The sequence below is a fragment of the Pseudomonas sp. Root569 genome, assembly GCF_001427465.1.
GTDB classification, from domain to species: domain Bacteria; phylum Pseudomonadota; class Gammaproteobacteria; order Pseudomonadales; family Pseudomonadaceae; genus Aquipseudomonas; species Aquipseudomonas synxantha.
In genome coordinates this window covers 403,911-417,758 of sequence record NZ_LMGQ01000001.1, presented here as the reverse complement: position 1 = coordinate 417,758, position 13,848 = coordinate 403,911, and the positions used below count along the sequence as shown (strand labels likewise).

Genomic DNA, 13,848 nt, shown 5'->3' with positions numbered 1-13,848 from the left:
TGTTTATTGCTGTACTTCAATCACGCCATCGGCACTCATGTTGACCTGGCTGGTACCGGCTTCCACTTCAGGTGTTGGCGCCGAATCGGCCATGGCCGCTTTCATCATCATCCCGCCACGGGCATAAGGCATTGGATAGCCGTTGGTGTTGAAGTTCAGATTGACGATCTTGTAACCCTTGCCACCCAATGCGTCAGTCGCCAGCTGGGCACGAGCCTTGAACGCGGCAACTGCATCCTTGAGCAGCGCATCTTCGCTGGCCTTGCGCGTAGCGTCGGCGATGGCGAAGTCCATGTTTTCCATTTTCAGCGTGTTCAGCAGTTCGCCGGTGAGCTTGGACAACGCCGGGAAGTCCGCGCTTTCCAGGCGCAGTTCGGCGCGTTCACGCCAGCCGGTGATCTTCTGGTTCTTGTTGTCGTAGATCGGGTAGCTGTTGCGGCTGCCCTGGCGCAGGGTCACGCCTTTGACCTCGCGGGCCTGGCCCAGGGCCTGGTTCATGGTGGTGGTGATTTCGGCAGCGAGCTTGGCCGGGTCGGCATTTTGCGACTCGGTATAGAGGGTGACGATCATCTTGTCGCGGGCCACTTCCTGGCTGACTTCGGCGCGCAGGGAAATCTGGTTGTAATGCAGTTCATCGGCGGCCATGGCCTGGAAGCTGGCCAGGGCACTGGCGCTCAGGGTGAGGACAGCGGCACTGCGAGTGAAACGAGACATGGAAGCTCCTTGAGATAGTCGTGTCGGTATGACTGTAGACGCTGGCATCGGGTTCTTCGGGTTTACACAATAGCTACAAGTTATGGCAGGCCCGACGAACGGTCATTTTTTTTCGCCCTGCGTCAAAGAGCCACACACGCCGTGCCAGCCGGCCTGCTTCGTTTATACTCGTGCCGATCCGCCTGCAGCGCTCATCGGGAGAGCTCATGCTCGCCGCCGTAAAACTGACTTCCGCCACTCGCCAGAACCTCTGGCGCCTGACGTTCATTCGCACCCTGGTATTGGCCGCACAGGCCGGTTCCGTCGGGCTTGCCTATTGGTTCGACCTGCTACCGCTGCCGTGGCTGCAATTGGCTGTGACCCTCGGCTTTTCCTCCGTGCTCTGTGCTTTCACTGCTATCCGGCTGCGCACCACCTGGCCGGTCACCGAGCTGGAGTACGCACTGCAACTGGCCTGCGACCTGTTTATCCACAGTGTGTTGCTGTATTTCTCCGGCGGCTCCACCAATCCGTTTGTTTCTTATTACCTTGTGCCGTTGACCATTGCCGCAGTGACCTTGCCATGGCGCTACTCGGTGGTGCTTTCGGGCATTGCCCTGACGCTCTATACCTTGCTGCTGGCGCAGTTCTATCCGTTGCAAACCTTTCCGATTGCCCGGGAAAACCTGCAGATCTACGGGATGTGGTTAAGTTTCGCCCTATCGGCCGCGGTCATCACCTTCTTCGCCGCACGCATGGCCGAAGAGCTGCGCCGCCAGGAAGAACTGCGCGCCATTCGCCGTGAGGAGGGCTTGCGTGATCAGCAGTTGCTGGCCGTCGCCACCCAGGCGGCCGGCGCCGCCCATGAGCTGGGCACGCCGCTGGCAACCATGAGCGTATTGCTCAAAGAGATGACCCAGGACCATCACGACCCGGCCCTGCAGGATGACCTCAGTGTGCTGCAGGAACAGGTCAAGCAGTGCAAGCTGACGCTGCAGCAACTGGTGCGCGCCGCCGAGGCCAATCGCCGCCTGGCAGTAGAAATGCAGGACGTGACCCACTGGCTCGACGAAGCCTTGAACCGTTGGCACCTGATGCGCCCCGAGGCCAGTTACCGTTTCAATCTGCTGGGCCAAGGCAGCGTGCCGCGCATGGCGCCACCGCCGGACCTGACCCAGGCGTTGCTTAATCTTTTGAATAACGCCGCCGACGCTTGCCCCGAAGGATTGGGCGTGCAGTTGGACTGGGACGCAGAAAACATCACCATCAGCATTCGTGATCACGGCGCGGGCGTGCCGCTGGCCATTGCCGAGCAGATCGGCAAACCATTCTTTACCACCAAGGGCAAAGGCTTCGGCCTGGGCCTGTTTTTGAGCAAGGCCAGCGTGACCCGCGCGGGCGGCTCAGTGAAGCTCTATAGTCATGAGGAAGGCGGCACGCTCACCGAGCTGCGCCTGCCCCGTGTCGCACGAGGAGATATCGATGAGTGACGAGATCCAAGTCGAAGGCGAAGAACTGCCGCACCTGTTGCTGGTAGATGACGATGCGACCTTTACCCGCGTGATGGCACGCGCCATGAGCCGGCGCGGTTTTCGCGTCAGCACCGCAGGCTCCGCCGAAGAGGGCTTGACCATCGCCCAGGCCGACCTGCCGGACTATGCCGCCCTCGACCTGAAAATGGACGGCGACTCCGGCCTGGTGCTGCTGCCGAGGCTGCTGGAACTCGACCCGGAAATGCGCGTGGTGATTCTCACCGGTTACTCCAGCATCGCCACCGCCGTCGAGGCGATCAAGCGCGGCGCCTGCAACTACCTGTGCAAGCCGGCGGACGCCGACGACGTGCTGGCTGCACTGCTTTCCGAGCACGCCGACCTCGACACCCTGGTACCGGAAAACCCGATGTCGGTGGACCGCCTGCAGTGGGAGCACATCCAGCGCGTGCTCACCGAACACGAAGGCAATATTTCCGCCACAGCCCGGGCCCTGGGCATGCACCGTCGTACCTTGCAGCGCAAGCTACAGAAGCGCCCGGTACGACGCTGAACGAACACTGAACAACCTGCTTCAGGCTGCACGGATGCGCGAACCGATCACCTATGATCGGTTCAAACGCCTGTGATGTTTTTCCTGCCGAGCCTGAACAATGAACCAGAACGCTGAGTACTCCGCGGTCAACGACGCGGTGCGGGGGCAATTCTTCCGCCGAACCTGGGCCATGATCACACCGTATTGGCGTAGCGAAGAGAAGGGCAGGGCCTGGCTGTTGCTGGCTGCGGTGATTGGCCTGTCGCTGTTCAGCGTGGCGATCTCCGTATGGATCAACCACTGGTACAAGGACTTCTACAACGCTCTGGAGAAGAAGGACACCGCTGCCTTCTGGCAACTGATCGGTTATTTCGGCGGTATTGCGGCGGTGGCGATTCTCGGCGCGGTCTACCGTCTCTACCTGACCCAGATGCTGACCATCCGTTGGCGCGCCTGGCTCACCGAAAAGCACTTCACCCGTTGGCTTGCGCACAAGAACTACTACCAACTGGAACAGGGCGGCTATACCGATAACCCGGACCAGCGGATTTCCGAAGACCTGAATAACTTCACCTCCGGCACCTTGAGCCTTGGCCTCGGATTGCTGCGTAATGTGGTCAGCCTGGTGTCGTTCTCGATCATCCTGTGGGGCGTGTCGGGCAGCATCGAAGTGTTCGGCATCACCATCCCGGGGTACATGTTCTGGTGTGCGCTGCTATACGCCGCGGTGGGCAGTTGGTTGACGCACCTGATCGGCCGTCGCTTGATCGGCCTGAGCAACCAGCAGCAGCGCTTCGAAGCGGACTTGCGTTTCTCCATGGTGCGGGTACGTGAGAATGCCGAGAGCATTGCCCTGTACAACGGCGAACCGAATGAAAGACAACGCCTGAGCACACGTTTCGGCAAGGTCTGGCACAACTTCTGGGACATCATGAAGGTGTCCAAGCGCCTGACCTTTTTCACTGCCGGCTATAGCCAGATCGCAATCATCTTTCCGTTTATCGTGGCGGCACCACGCTACTTCGCTGGCAAGATCGAGTTGGGCGAGCTGATGCAAATCAACTCGGCGTTCGGCAACGTGCAAGAGAATTTCAGCTGGTTTATCAACGCTTATTCGGAACTGGCCACATGGCGTGCCACCAGTGACCGTCTGCTGAGCTTCCAGCAGGCCATGAACGACAACGAGCAACGCGTCCCGGCCATCGATGTACGCCCTGAAGGCGAGCGCCTGGTGATAAAGGATCTTGGAATGGACTTGGCTGACGGGCGTCATTTGCTCAGCGACGCCGACATGATGGTGGAGCCTGGCCAGCGCGTTATGCTCAGTGGGCGTTCCGGCAGCGGCAAGAGCACCTTGCTGCGAGCGATGGGCCATCTGTGGCCGGCCGGTCATGGCAGCATTCGCCTGCCAGCGACACGCTACCTGTTCCTGCCGCAGAAGCCTTACCTGCCGATCGGTACGCTCAAGGCCGTGTTGAGTTATCCACAGGACGACGGAGTCTATTCGCCAGAACGTTATGCACAGGTCCTGGAAACCTGTCGTCTACCCCATCTGGTCGCACGGCTGGATGAAGCCAACCACTGGCAACGCATGCTCTCACCGGGTGAGCAGCAGCGCCTGGCCTTTGCCCGTGCACTGTTGTTTGCGCCGCAGTGGCTGTACATGGATGAAGCGACCTCGGCGATGGATGAAGAGGATGAGGCGACGCTGTACCAGGCGCTGATCGATGAGTTGCCGGGCTTGAGCATTGTCAGCATTGGTCATCGCAGCAGCCTCAAGCGCTTCCATGGGCGGCATGTGCGGATTGAGGGTGGGCGGTTGCAGGAGCAACAACTTACTTAAGCTCATGCTCGGTAAGTGTGGGAGGGGCCTTGCTCCCGATGGCGACCTGTCAGTAACAGATGCATTGGCTGATCCACCGCTATCGGGGGCAAGCCCCCTCCCACATTGAATCTCGATTGTTCTCTGGACAGTGTCCACAAAAAACCCGGCTGATTGATGATCAGCCGGGCTTTTTTATTGCTTGAGGAAGACTTACTTCTTCAAACCGTAATGCTCATCCAGCATGCCTGGGGCGTTCGGCGTCTTTGGCGCGTAGTCCCGTGGTGGCTCCTGGTTTTCCCGCGGCGGTGTCAGGCGTTCCCGTGGGGTTTGCGGTGCATCGGAATGCAGCGCGGCCAGCAGGCGCTGGCGGGTAATGTCGTCGAGGGCCAGGCGATTAGCGCCATCGGCGAGGTGATCTTGTACTTCCTGGTAGCTCTGGGTGAGCTTCTTGACCAGGGTCGCGGTGCTGTTGAAGTGGGTAACAACCTCGTTCTGATAACTGTCAAAACGTTCCTGGATGTCATCCAGCTGACGCTGCGTGCGGTTAGGCGCGGCATTCGGCAGCAAGCGAGCAACCAGGAATCCAATGGCGACACCGGCAACCAGGGCAAGAGTCGGCAACAACCAAACTAAGAGCGAGTGTTCCACGAGTCCTTCCTCTATAAACGGCTTTGCTTTACGTTAACGGCTCGGACCTGCGCTGTATACCGCGATTAAGCTCGCAATGATGCCATGCACAGACTTTTAGCTAGACGAGTCGACCCCTTGAGAGGTCACGGAGTTCATCCTTGCTCATGCGTGAAACCCCCGTTTTGATCGACGGCCCGGTGGGCCAATTGGAAGCCTTGTATCTGGATCACCCCGAACCACGTGGCCTGGCGCTGGTTTGCCACCCTAACCCGGTGCAGGGTGGGACCATGCTCAATAAAGTCGTATCGACCCTGCAACGCACTGCCCGCGATGCCGGTTTGATTACTTTGCGTTTCAATTACCGTGGCGTCGGTGCCAGTGCCGGCACCCACGATATGGCCGCCGGTGAAGTGGACGATGCTGAAGCGGCCGCCACCTGGCTGCGGGAAAAACACCCGGACCTGCCGATCACCTTGCTGGGTTTTTCCTTCGGCGGCTACGTCGCGGCCAGTCTCGGCGGGCGTTTGGAAGCCAAGGGCGAGAAGCTCGCGCACCTGTTCATGGTCGCTGCGGCGGTGATGCGCCTGGGCGAGTCGGACGTGCTGCCCCAAGGCTGCCCGTTGACCCTGATCCAGCCGGAAAGCGATGAAGTGGTCGACCCGCAAGTGGTCTACGCCTGGTCCGCCGCCCTGAAACGCCCCCATGAGTTGCTGAAAGTGGCAGAATGCGGACACTTTTTTCACGGCAAGCTGACCGATCTCAAGGATCTGGTGCTGCCACGCCTTTCGAATTGATGACAAGCGATCACCCATGACGACCCGTACCCGTATCCTCACCGGCATCACCACCACCGGCACGCCGCACCTGGGCAACTACGCCGGTGCGATTCGTCCGGCGATCCTCGCCAGCGAAGATGCCAATGCCGATTCCTTCTACTTCCTGGCCGACTACCACGCCCTGATCAAATGCGATGACCCACAGCGCATCCAGCGCTCGCGTATGGAAATCGCCGCGACCTGGCTGGCCGGTGGCCTGGATGTGAACCGGGTGACCTTCTACCGCCAGTCCGACATCCCGGAAATCCCCGAGCTGACCTGGCTGCTGACCTGCGTTGCCGCCAAGGGCCTGCTCAACCGCGCCCATGCCTACAAGGCCTCGGTGGACAAGAACGTGGAAAACGGCGAGGACCCGGATGCGGGCATCAGCATGGGCCTGTACAGCTACCCGGTGCTGATGGCGGCGGACATCCTGATGTTCAACGCACACAAAGTGCCGGTCGGCCGCGACCAGATCCAGCACGTGGAAATGGCCCGCGACATCGGCCAGCGTTTCAACCACTTGTTCGGCAACGGTAAAGAATTCTTCACCATGCCCGAGGCGCTGATCGAAGAAAGCGTCGCCACCTTGCCGGGCCTGGATGGCCGCAAGATGTCCAAGAGCTACGACAACACCATCCCGTTGTTCACCAGCGCCAAGGACATGAAAGACGCGATCTCGCGGATCGTCACCGACTCGCGTGCACCGGGCGAAGCCAAGGACCCGGACAATTCGCACCTGTTCACCCTGTACCAGGCGTTTGCGACCAAGGCGCAGGAAGAAGAATTTCGTGGCGAGTTGCTCCAAGGCCTGGGCTGGGGCGAGGCGAAGAATCGTCTGTTCCAACTGCTCGACGGCCAACTCGGTGAAGCGCGAGAGCGTTACCACCAACTGATGTCGCGCCCCTCCGATATGGAAGACCTGCTGCTGATCGGCGCCAAGAAAGCCCGTGCCGTGGCCGCGCCATTCCTCGCCGAGTTGCGTGAGGCGGTGGGCCTGCGTTCGTTCGTCAACCAGGCTGCGGCGCCGGTCGCAACCAAGAAAAAAGCGGCGAAGGCTGCGCGTTTTGTGAGTTTTCGTGAAGACGATGGCAGCTTCCGCTTCCGCCTGCTGGCCGCTGATGGTGAGCAACTGTTGCTGTCGCGCAACTTTGCCGATGGCAAAGCAGCTGGCGCTGTGACCAAACAATTGCAAAGTGGTGATGCGCTGGACGTGCGTGCGCAGGCTCTGGGCTTCAGCGTATGGCTGGACGGCGCCGCCGTGGCTGACAGTGCCGAGTTCGCCGATCAAGCATCGCGTGACGCGGCCATCGAAGCCTTGCGCTCTGCGTTGACCCCAACCGAGGATTAACCCGACCAAGGGTTGATTGCCATTATCCAGGGCCGTCGTTACAGTGACGGCCCGTTTTTGTTGCCTTGCTAACGAAATTATGACGCCCCTAGAACGATATCAAGCTGATCTGAAACGCCCTGAATTCTTCCATGACGCGGCCCAGGAAAATGCCGTGCGTCATTTGCAGCGCCTGTACGACGACCTCGTCGCGGCCTCGCAAAGCAAGCCGGGGATGTTCAGCAAGCTGTTTGGCAAGAAAGACCACACGCCGGTCAAGGGCCTGTACTTCTGGGGTGGCGTCGGCCGGGGCAAGACTTACCTGGTGGACACCTTCTTCGAAGCACTGCCATTCAAGGAAAAGGTCCGGACCCACTTCCACCGCTTCATGAAGCGCGTGCACGAAGAGATGAAGACCCTGCCGGGCGAGAAAAACCCGCTGACCATCATCGCCAAGCGCTTCTCCCAGGAAGCGCGGGTGATCTGCTTCGATGAATTCTTCGTCTCCGACATCACCGACGCCATGATCCTTGGCACCCTGATGGAAGAGCTGTTCAAGAACGGCGTGACCCTGGTCGCCACCTCGAACATCGTGCCCGACGGTTTGTATAAGGATGGCTTGCAGCGTGCACGCTTCCTGCCGGCCATCGCGCTGATCAAGCAGAACACCGATATCGTCAATGTCGACAGCGGCGTCGACTATCGTCTGCGTCACCTGGAGCAAGCCGAGCTATTCCACTTCCCGCTGAACGAAGCGGCCCACGAAAGCCTGAAAAAGAGCTTTCGCGCCCTGACCCCTGAATGCACCCAGGCGGTGGAAAACGACAAGCTGATGATCGAGAACCGCGAAATCATCGCGCTGCGTACCTGCGATGACGTGGCCTGGTTCGAGTTCCGCCAGCTGTGCGACGGCCCGCGTAGCCAGAACGACTACATCGAGCTGGGCAAGATCTTCCACGCGGTGATCTTGAGCGGCGTCGAGCAGATGGGCGTCACCACGGACGACATCGCCCGCCGTTTTATCAACATGGTCGACGAGTTCTACGACCGTAACGTCAAGTTGATCATCTCGGCGGAAGTCGAGCTCAAGGACCTGTATACCGGTGGTCGCTTGAACTTCGAGTTTCAGCGCACCTTGAGCCGCCTGCTTGAAATGCAGTCCCACGAATTCCTGTCGCGCGGACACAAGCCGTAAGCTGATGTGATCCCTATAAAGGCCCGCAGCGATTGCGGACCTTTATATTTCGGGTGCTGGTTAAAAAGTGATGTGGTCTTCAGCGTCCGGCGCCGCTTCTATGAGGGACTTTTGGCCGCCCTCCATCTTGTAGGTCGCGCCGTCCGTCCCTTTAAAAATCACCGGCGACTTATCCTCCGTTTCATCTTCCTCCTGTTTCCGCTTTCTGTTTACCTCTTCAGCCTGATTTTCCTTTGATTCACATGCGCCTGTCTCGCTCGCCTGCATAGCCGGGCTGAAAGAGCTGCTGCCTATGGATAACATGATTGAGTTTCCGTCCTAGTTTGAGCCAAATGGATTTAGAAAAAGCCCTTTAGGATCTGCAACGCAGTCCGGCAGAAATAGACGACTTTTTCCTCGCTTAAAATGCCAGACGCCCAGCGCGCAGTAGGTTCGTCTTTGTCCTGTCTAGCTGTAGGAGTTGGAGGTCTCGCAGGCAAGCATTGCTTAAGGCGGCAGAGGGTTTTCAGTTTGACCCTGCACCATTGCGGTATGGCAGGGTCGCTTTGCCTCGTAAGGGGCCGTATCTACGCGGCCTGTTGGAATTGTTGCCGGTATTGGTTCGGCGACAACTCCGTGTGCTGCCTGAACAAGCGCGCAAAGAAACTCGCATCGTCGTAACCCACCTCATAACTGATGGTCTTGATGCTCTTGCGGCTGCCCGAGAGCAGGCCTTTTGCCGTCTCGATACGCAGCCGTTGCAGGTAATGCAACGGCTTGTCTCCGGTAGCGGTCTGGAAGCGCCGCATGAAGTTGCGAATGCTCATGCCGTGTTCCCGAGCGACGTCTTCGAAGCGGAACTTGTCGGCAAAGTGTTCTTCGAGCCAGTGCTGGATCTGCAGGATGATCACGTCCTGGTGCAGCTTCTGCCCCCCAAAGCCGATACGTCCCGGTGAATAGCTGCGCTGCACCTCATAGAGGATGTCGCGGGCCACGGCCTGGGCAATGCTGGCGCCGCAGAAGCGTTCGATCAGATAGATGTAGAGGTCGCAGGCCGAAGTGGTGCCGCCGGCGCAATACAGGTTGTCGGCATCGGTGAGGTGCTTGTCCTGGTTGAGCTGCACCTTGGGGAAGCGCTCGCTGAAGGCAGTGAAGAACCGCCAGTAGGTGGTCGCCTCCTTGCCATCGAGCAGCCCGGCTTCTGCCAGCCAGAACACCCCGGTGGCTTCGCCGCAGAGCACGGCGCCGCGGGCATGTTGTTCGCGCAGCCACGGCAATACTTGCGGGTAGCGGGCGCACAGGCCGTCGAAGTCGTCCCAGAAGGCCGGCAGCACGATGATGTCGGCATCTTCCAGGCCGCCGTCCACTGGCATGATCACATCACTGAAGCTGCGCACTGATTGCCCGTCGGGGCTGACCAGGCGCGTATCGAACCCTGGGGTCAGGCCCAGGCCCTGCTGTTTGCCGTAACGCAGGCTGGCGAGATGGAAGAAATCCTTGGCTTGCATCAGGGTTGAAGCGAATACCCGATCAATGGCCAAAATGCTGACGCGCCGCAAGGGCGTGGAGATTTGGTTAGACATAATTTCATTTATTCTTATAGGGGAAAGTGGTCACCAGACGGCTGGATCGTCTTATTTTTTGTCGCATGTGTCCAGTGTCCCGTGACGCCATCACGGCATAGGCTCTGTGGGCTCGCCCTTGTCCGACAATCCACGCAGGTGACCCATGATCCCCAGAACCTTGTTCAGCCAGGAGCACGAACTCTTTCGCGAGAGCGTGCGCACCTTCCTCGACAAACACGCCGCGCCTTTCCACGGGCAATGGGAAAAGCAGGGCTACATCGACCGTAGCCTGTGGAGCAAGGCCGGGGAGGCGGGCATGCTGTGCTCCCACCTGCCGGAGGAATATGGTGGCCTGGGCGCGGACTTTCTCTACAGCGCGGTGGTGATCGAAGAGATCAGCCGTCTTGGTTTGACCGGCATCGGCTTTTCCCTGCATTCGGATATCGTTGCGCCCTACATCCTGCACTACGGCAATGAAGCGCTGAAGCACAAGTACCTGCCCAAACTGATTTCCGGGGAGATGGTCACGGCTATTGCCATGACCGAGCCGGGCGCCGGTTCCGACCTGCAAGGGGTCAAGACCACGGCAGTGCTGGACGGTGATGAGTATGTGATCAATGGCTCCAAGACCTTTATCACCAACGGCTACCTGGCCGACCTGGTGGTCGTGGTGGCCAAGACCGACCCCAAGGCCGGCGCCAAGGGCACCAGCCTGTTCTTGGTGGAAGCCGGCACGCCCGGCTTCGACAAGGGCAAGCGCCTGGAGAAAGTCGGCATGAAGGCCCAGGACACCTCGGAGCTGTTTTTTCAGGACGTGCGGGTGCCCAAGGAAAACCTGCTGGGCCAGGCCGGCATGGGCTTTGCGTACCTGATGCAGGAGCTGCCCCAGGAGCGTTTGACCGTGGCGATAGGTGCACTGTCTTCAGCCGAAGCGGCATTGCAGTGGACCCTGGACTACACCCGCGAGCGCAAAGCGTTCGGCAAGGCGATTGCCGACTTCCAGAACACCCGCTTCAAACTGGCGGAGATGGCCACCGAGATTCAGATCGGCCGCGTGTTTGTCGACAAGTGCATGGCGCTGCACCTGGAAGGCAAGCTGGATGTACCTACCGCGGCGATGGCCAAGTATTGGGCCACGGACCTGCAATGCAAGGTGCTCGATGAGTGCGTGCAGCTGCACGGCGGCTACGGCTTCATGTGGGAATACCCGATTGCCCGGGCCTGGGCGGACGCGCGGGTGCAGCGCATTTATGCGGGAACCAATGAGATCATGAAGGAGATTATTGCGCGGGCGCTTTGATCTTGCGGTGTTGCTGATGGCCTCATCGGGAGCAAGTCGAATCGTCGCACCGCCCTTCCCACATTTGACTGGGTTTATAAGTCCAAATGTGGGAGGGGGCTTGCTCCCGATAGCGGCCTAAAGGTCAATCAAGGCGCCGGATTCGGATGATCCTTCTGAATCGCCTCAATCCCCTCCAATACTTCTTTCGACAGTCTCAGATCAGCACTGGCAATATTGCTATCCAACTGCTCCAGCGTCGTGGCCCCAATAATATTGCTGGTCACAAACGGCTGCTGCGTCACAAACGCCAGTGCCATCTGCGCCGGGTCCAGGCCATGTTCGCGCGCCAATGCCACATAGCGGCTGCACGCCGCCTCCGACTGCGGGTTGAAGTAACGGCTGAACCGGCTGTACTCAGTCAGGCGTGCCTTAGCCGGCCGTGCGCCATTTTCGTATTTGCCGCTGAGCATGCCGAACGCCAGTGGGGAATACGCCAGCAAGCCGCACTGTTCGCGAATGGCGATTTCCGCCAGGCCCACCTCGAAGCTGCGGTTGAGCAGGTTATAGGGGTTCTGGATCGACACCGCCCGTGGCCAGCCGCGGGCTTCGGCCAGGGCGAGGAACTTCATGGTGCCCCACGGGGTTTCGTTGGACAGGCCGATGTGGCGGATCTTGCCGGCCTTGACCTGCTCATCCAGGGCTTCGAGGGTTTCCTCCAGGGGAGTGAGGTCGTCTTCGTCCTTGTGCTTGTAGCTCAACTGGCCGAAGAAGTTGGTGCTGCGCTCCGGCCAATGCAGTTGGTAGAGGTCGATCCAGTCGGTCTGCAGGCGCTTGAGGCTGGCGTCCAGGGCCTGGGCAATGTGCTTGCGGTTGTGGCGCAGGTAGCCATCGCGAATGTAGTCGATGGTGTTGCCGGGACCTGCGATCTTGCTGGCGAGAACCCAGTCGGCGCGGTCGCCACGGCTTTTGAAGTAATTGCCGATGTAGCGCTCGGTGGTGGCGTAGGTATCGGCCTTGGGCGGTACCGGGTACATTTCCGCGGTATCGAGGAAGTTGATCCCTGCGGCCTTGGCCCGTTCGATCTGCGCGAAGGCCTCTGCCTCGCTGTTCTGCTCGCCCCAGGTCATGGTGCCCAAGGCAATCGCGCTGACGTTCAGATCGGTGCGGCCCAGCTGTCGGTAATCCATCGGGTACTCCTTCGGGGAAAACAATCATAAAAGCAGGTTGAATTTTTTTTCGCAATCTGCATAATTGCCCACCTCTTTCTGCAGTGGAAGTGATGCGCCGTCTGCCGAAGAATCTTGCCGTTGAACGGACGCGCCGACCCGAGCCCCCGATAGCGTCTGTATCCGGCTGCCTTTGACTTGTCAAAGTAAGCACTATTCAGTAAGATCCGCCGTCTAATTTACAGGGCGGCCCCTGAGGCTATTAAAGAATGACAACTTTTACTGCAAAACCGGAAACAGTTCAGCGCGACTGGTTTGTCGTCGACGCCGCTGGTCAGACCCTGGGTCGTCTGGCCACTGAAGTCGCCAGCCGTCTGCGTGGCAAGCACAAGCCTGAGTACACCCCTCACGTTGACACCGGTGACTACATCGTGATCATCAACGCTGAGCAGGTACGTGTTACCGGCAACAAAGCGCAAGACAAAATGTACTACCGTCACTCCGGTTTCCCAGGCGGTATCAAGTCTTCCAACTTTGAAGGCCTGATCTCCAAGAAGCCTGAAGCCCCGATCGAAATCGCGGTCAAAGGCATGCTGCCGAAGGGCCCACTGGGTCGCGATATGTTTCGCAAGCTGAAAGTCTATGCGGGCGCTGTACACCCTCATGCTGCTCAGCAGCCCCAAGAACTGAAGTTTTAACGGAATAGTTCATTATGTCGGCGACTCAAAATTACGGCACTGGCCGTCGCAAAACCGCAACCGCACGCGTTTTCCTGCGTCCGGGCACTGGTAACATCTCGATCAACAACCGCTCCCTGGACAACTTCTTCGGTCGCGAAACTGCCCGCATGGTAGTTCGTCAGCCGCTGGAATTGACCGAGACCGTTGAAAAGTTCGACATCTACGTCACCGTTATCGGTGGCGGTGTAAGTGGTCAAGCTGGCGCAATCCGCCACGGTATCACTCGCGCTCTGATGCAGTACGACGAAACCCTGCGTGGCGCTCTGCGCAAAGCTGGCTTCGTGACTCGCGATGCTCGTGAAGTTGAACGTAAGAAAGTCGGTCTGCGTAAAGCGCGTAAGCGTCCGCAGTACTCGAAGCGTTAATTCGCTTTACGTTCCACAAAAACGCCCAGCCTCCTCACGGAGCTGGGCGTTTTTTATTGCCTGCGATTTATACATAAATTTGTGCGTGACAACTTGCCACATCCGTAGACCCCCTATACTACAAGGCCTGGGGGCGGAGGCCCGGGCAATTCCCTTGTCATACGTGGGGCTTTTCATTACCATCCGTCAAAATTTTTATAAGTAAAGTTTCAACACTTAGTAGACGCCTGATTTAACA

14 protein-coding genes are annotated in these 13,848 nt (G+C 59.0%); 9 read left to right on the top strand and 5 right to left on the bottom strand.

Annotation, left to right across the window (positions count from 1 at the left end; genetic code table 11):
- Positions 1 to 3 precede the first annotated feature (3 nt).
- The gene (locus tag ASD70_RS01960; RefSeq protein ID WP_046070892.1) at positions 4 to 714 is read right to left on the bottom strand and encodes an SIMPL domain-containing protein; all 711 of its coding nucleotides are present in this window, start codon (positions 712 to 714) and stop codon (positions 4 to 6) included.
- A gap of 206 nt (positions 715 to 920) precedes the next feature.
- Here ASD70_RS01960 and ASD70_RS01955 point away from each other — a divergent pair, with 206 nt between their 5' ends.
- The 3 genes from ASD70_RS01955 (at position 921) to ASD70_RS01945 (ending at position 4,561) form a co-directional block, all read left to right on the top strand.
- Positions 921 to 2,183, top strand: coding sequence for an ATP-binding protein (locus ASD70_RS01955; RefSeq protein ID WP_046070893.1), 1,263 nt, complete (start codon positions 921 to 923; stop codon positions 2,181 to 2,183).
- Entirely contained in the window at positions 2,176 to 2,736 is a 561-nt protein-coding gene (locus ASD70_RS01950) for a response regulator transcription factor (protein ID WP_043048539.1), read from the top strand. The genes ASD70_RS01955 and ASD70_RS01950 overlap by 8 nt, the downstream gene beginning before the upstream one ends.
- A gap of 100 nt (positions 2,737 to 2,836) precedes the next feature.
- Complete coding sequence (locus ASD70_RS01945; RefSeq protein WP_056845519.1) at positions 2,837 to 4,561, top strand: ABC transporter ATP-binding protein/permease; 1,725 nt, start codon at positions 2,837 to 2,839, stop codon at positions 4,559 to 4,561.
- Between the two features lie 192 nt (positions 4,562 to 4,753).
- On the opposite strand, the gene ASD70_RS01940 is transcribed toward ASD70_RS01945, so the two are convergent.
- A complete protein-coding gene (locus tag ASD70_RS01940; RefSeq protein WP_003171734.1) occupies positions 4,754 to 5,191 on the bottom strand; it encodes a YhcB family protein in 438 nt (145 codons plus the stop codon).
- Positions 5,192 to 5,337: 146 nt separating this feature from the next.
- Here ASD70_RS01940 and ASD70_RS01935 point away from each other — a divergent pair, with 146 nt between their 5' ends.
- From ASD70_RS01935 to zapE, 3 genes are all read left to right on the top strand, one after another.
- The gene (locus tag ASD70_RS01935) at positions 5,338 to 5,967 is read left to right on the top strand and encodes an alpha/beta hydrolase (protein ID WP_046070895.1); all 630 of its coding nucleotides are present in this window, start codon (positions 5,338 to 5,340) and stop codon (positions 5,965 to 5,967) included.
- A gap of 16 nt (positions 5,968 to 5,983) precedes the next feature.
- Positions 5,984 to 7,339, top strand: a complete 1,356-nt coding sequence (locus ASD70_RS01930) for a tryptophan--tRNA ligase (protein ID WP_046070896.1) — start codon at positions 5,984 to 5,986, stop codon at positions 7,337 to 7,339.
- A 79-nt stretch (positions 7,340 to 7,418) separates the two neighbouring features.
- On the top strand, positions 7,419 to 8,513 hold the full coding sequence (zapE, locus tag ASD70_RS01925) for a cell division protein ZapE (RefSeq protein ID WP_046070897.1): 1,095 nt from the start codon (positions 7,419 to 7,421) through the stop codon (positions 8,511 to 8,513).
- A 60-nt stretch (positions 8,514 to 8,573) separates the two neighbouring features.
- Here zapE and ASD70_RS01920 read toward each other — a convergent pair whose 3' ends face one another.
- Positions 8,574 to 8,816: a hypothetical protein gene (locus ASD70_RS01920; RefSeq protein ID WP_046070898.1), complete on the bottom strand. Its 243-nt coding sequence runs from the start codon at positions 8,814 to 8,816 to the stop codon at positions 8,574 to 8,576.
- A gap of 263 nt (positions 8,817 to 9,079) precedes the next feature.
- A complete protein-coding gene (locus ASD70_RS01915; protein ID WP_172833447.1) occupies positions 9,080 to 10,000 on the bottom strand; it encodes a GlxA family transcriptional regulator in 921 nt (306 codons plus the stop codon).
- A gap of 220 nt (positions 10,001 to 10,220) precedes the next feature.
- Here ASD70_RS01915 and ASD70_RS01910 point away from each other — a divergent pair, with 220 nt between their 5' ends.
- Positions 10,221 to 11,357: an acyl-CoA dehydrogenase family protein gene (locus ASD70_RS01910; protein WP_046070900.1), complete on the top strand. Its 1,137-nt coding sequence runs from the start codon at positions 10,221 to 10,223 to the stop codon at positions 11,355 to 11,357.
- 128 nt (positions 11,358 to 11,485) lie between these two features.
- Here ASD70_RS01910 and ASD70_RS01905 read toward each other — a convergent pair whose 3' ends face one another.
- Positions 11,486 to 12,526, bottom strand: a complete 1,041-nt coding sequence (locus tag ASD70_RS01905; RefSeq protein WP_056845518.1) for an NADP(H)-dependent aldo-keto reductase — start codon at positions 12,524 to 12,526, stop codon at positions 11,486 to 11,488.
- Between the two features lie 248 nt (positions 12,527 to 12,774).
- Between ASD70_RS01905 and rplM the strand changes: the two genes are divergently transcribed.
- The gene (gene rplM / locus ASD70_RS01900; protein WP_003171742.1) at positions 12,775 to 13,203 is read left to right on the top strand and encodes a 50S ribosomal protein L13; all 429 of its coding nucleotides are present in this window, start codon (positions 12,775 to 12,777) and stop codon (positions 13,201 to 13,203) included.
- Between the two features lie 14 nt (positions 13,204 to 13,217).
- On the top strand, positions 13,218 to 13,610 hold the full coding sequence (gene rpsI / locus ASD70_RS01895; RefSeq protein WP_002555064.1) for a 30S ribosomal protein S9: 393 nt from the start codon (positions 13,218 to 13,220) through the stop codon (positions 13,608 to 13,610).
- The last annotated feature ends 238 nt before the right edge of the window (positions 13,611 to 13,848 follow it).

What these genes read in the sequence shown, in the direction of transcription:
- ASD70_RS01960 (WP_046070892.1), bottom strand. Translation starts at nt 714, where the DNA reads ATGTCTCGTTTCACTCGCAGTGCCGCTGTCCTCACCCTGAGCGCCAGT.
- ASD70_RS01955 (WP_046070893.1), top strand. Translation starts at nt 921, where the DNA reads ATGCTCGCCGCCGTAAAACTGACTTCCGCCACTCGCCAGAACCTCTGG.
- ASD70_RS01950 (WP_043048539.1), top strand. Translation starts at nt 2,176, where the DNA reads ATGAGTGACGAGATCCAAGTCGAAGGCGAAGAACTGCCGCACCTGTTG.
- ASD70_RS01945 (WP_056845519.1), top strand. Translation starts at nt 2,837, where the DNA reads ATGAACCAGAACGCTGAGTACTCCGCGGTCAACGACGCGGTGCGGGGG.
- ASD70_RS01935 (WP_046070895.1), top strand. Translation starts at nt 5,338, where the DNA reads ATGCGTGAAACCCCCGTTTTGATCGACGGCCCGGTGGGCCAATTGGAA.
- ASD70_RS01930 (WP_046070896.1), top strand. Translation starts at nt 5,984, where the DNA reads ATGACGACCCGTACCCGTATCCTCACCGGCATCACCACCACCGGCACG.
- zapE (WP_046070897.1), top strand. Translation starts at nt 7,419, where the DNA reads ATGACGCCCCTAGAACGATATCAAGCTGATCTGAAACGCCCTGAATTC.
- ASD70_RS01920 (WP_046070898.1), bottom strand. Translation starts at nt 8,816, where the DNA reads ATGTTATCCATAGGCAGCAGCTCTTTCAGCCCGGCTATGCAGGCGAGC.
- ASD70_RS01915 (WP_172833447.1), bottom strand. Translation starts at nt 10,000, where the DNA reads ATGCAAGCCAAGGATTTCTTCCATCTCGCCAGCCTGCGTTACGGCAAA.
- ASD70_RS01910 (WP_046070900.1), top strand. Translation starts at nt 10,221, where the DNA reads ATGATCCCCAGAACCTTGTTCAGCCAGGAGCACGAACTCTTTCGCGAG.
- ASD70_RS01905 (WP_056845518.1), bottom strand. Translation starts at nt 12,526, where the DNA reads ATGGATTACCGACAGCTGGGCCGCACCGATCTGAACGTCAGCGCGATT.
- rplM (WP_003171742.1), top strand. Translation starts at nt 12,775, where the DNA reads ATGACAACTTTTACTGCAAAACCGGAAACAGTTCAGCGCGACTGGTTT.
- rpsI (WP_002555064.1), top strand. Translation starts at nt 13,218, where the DNA reads ATGTCGGCGACTCAAAATTACGGCACTGGCCGTCGCAAAACCGCAACC.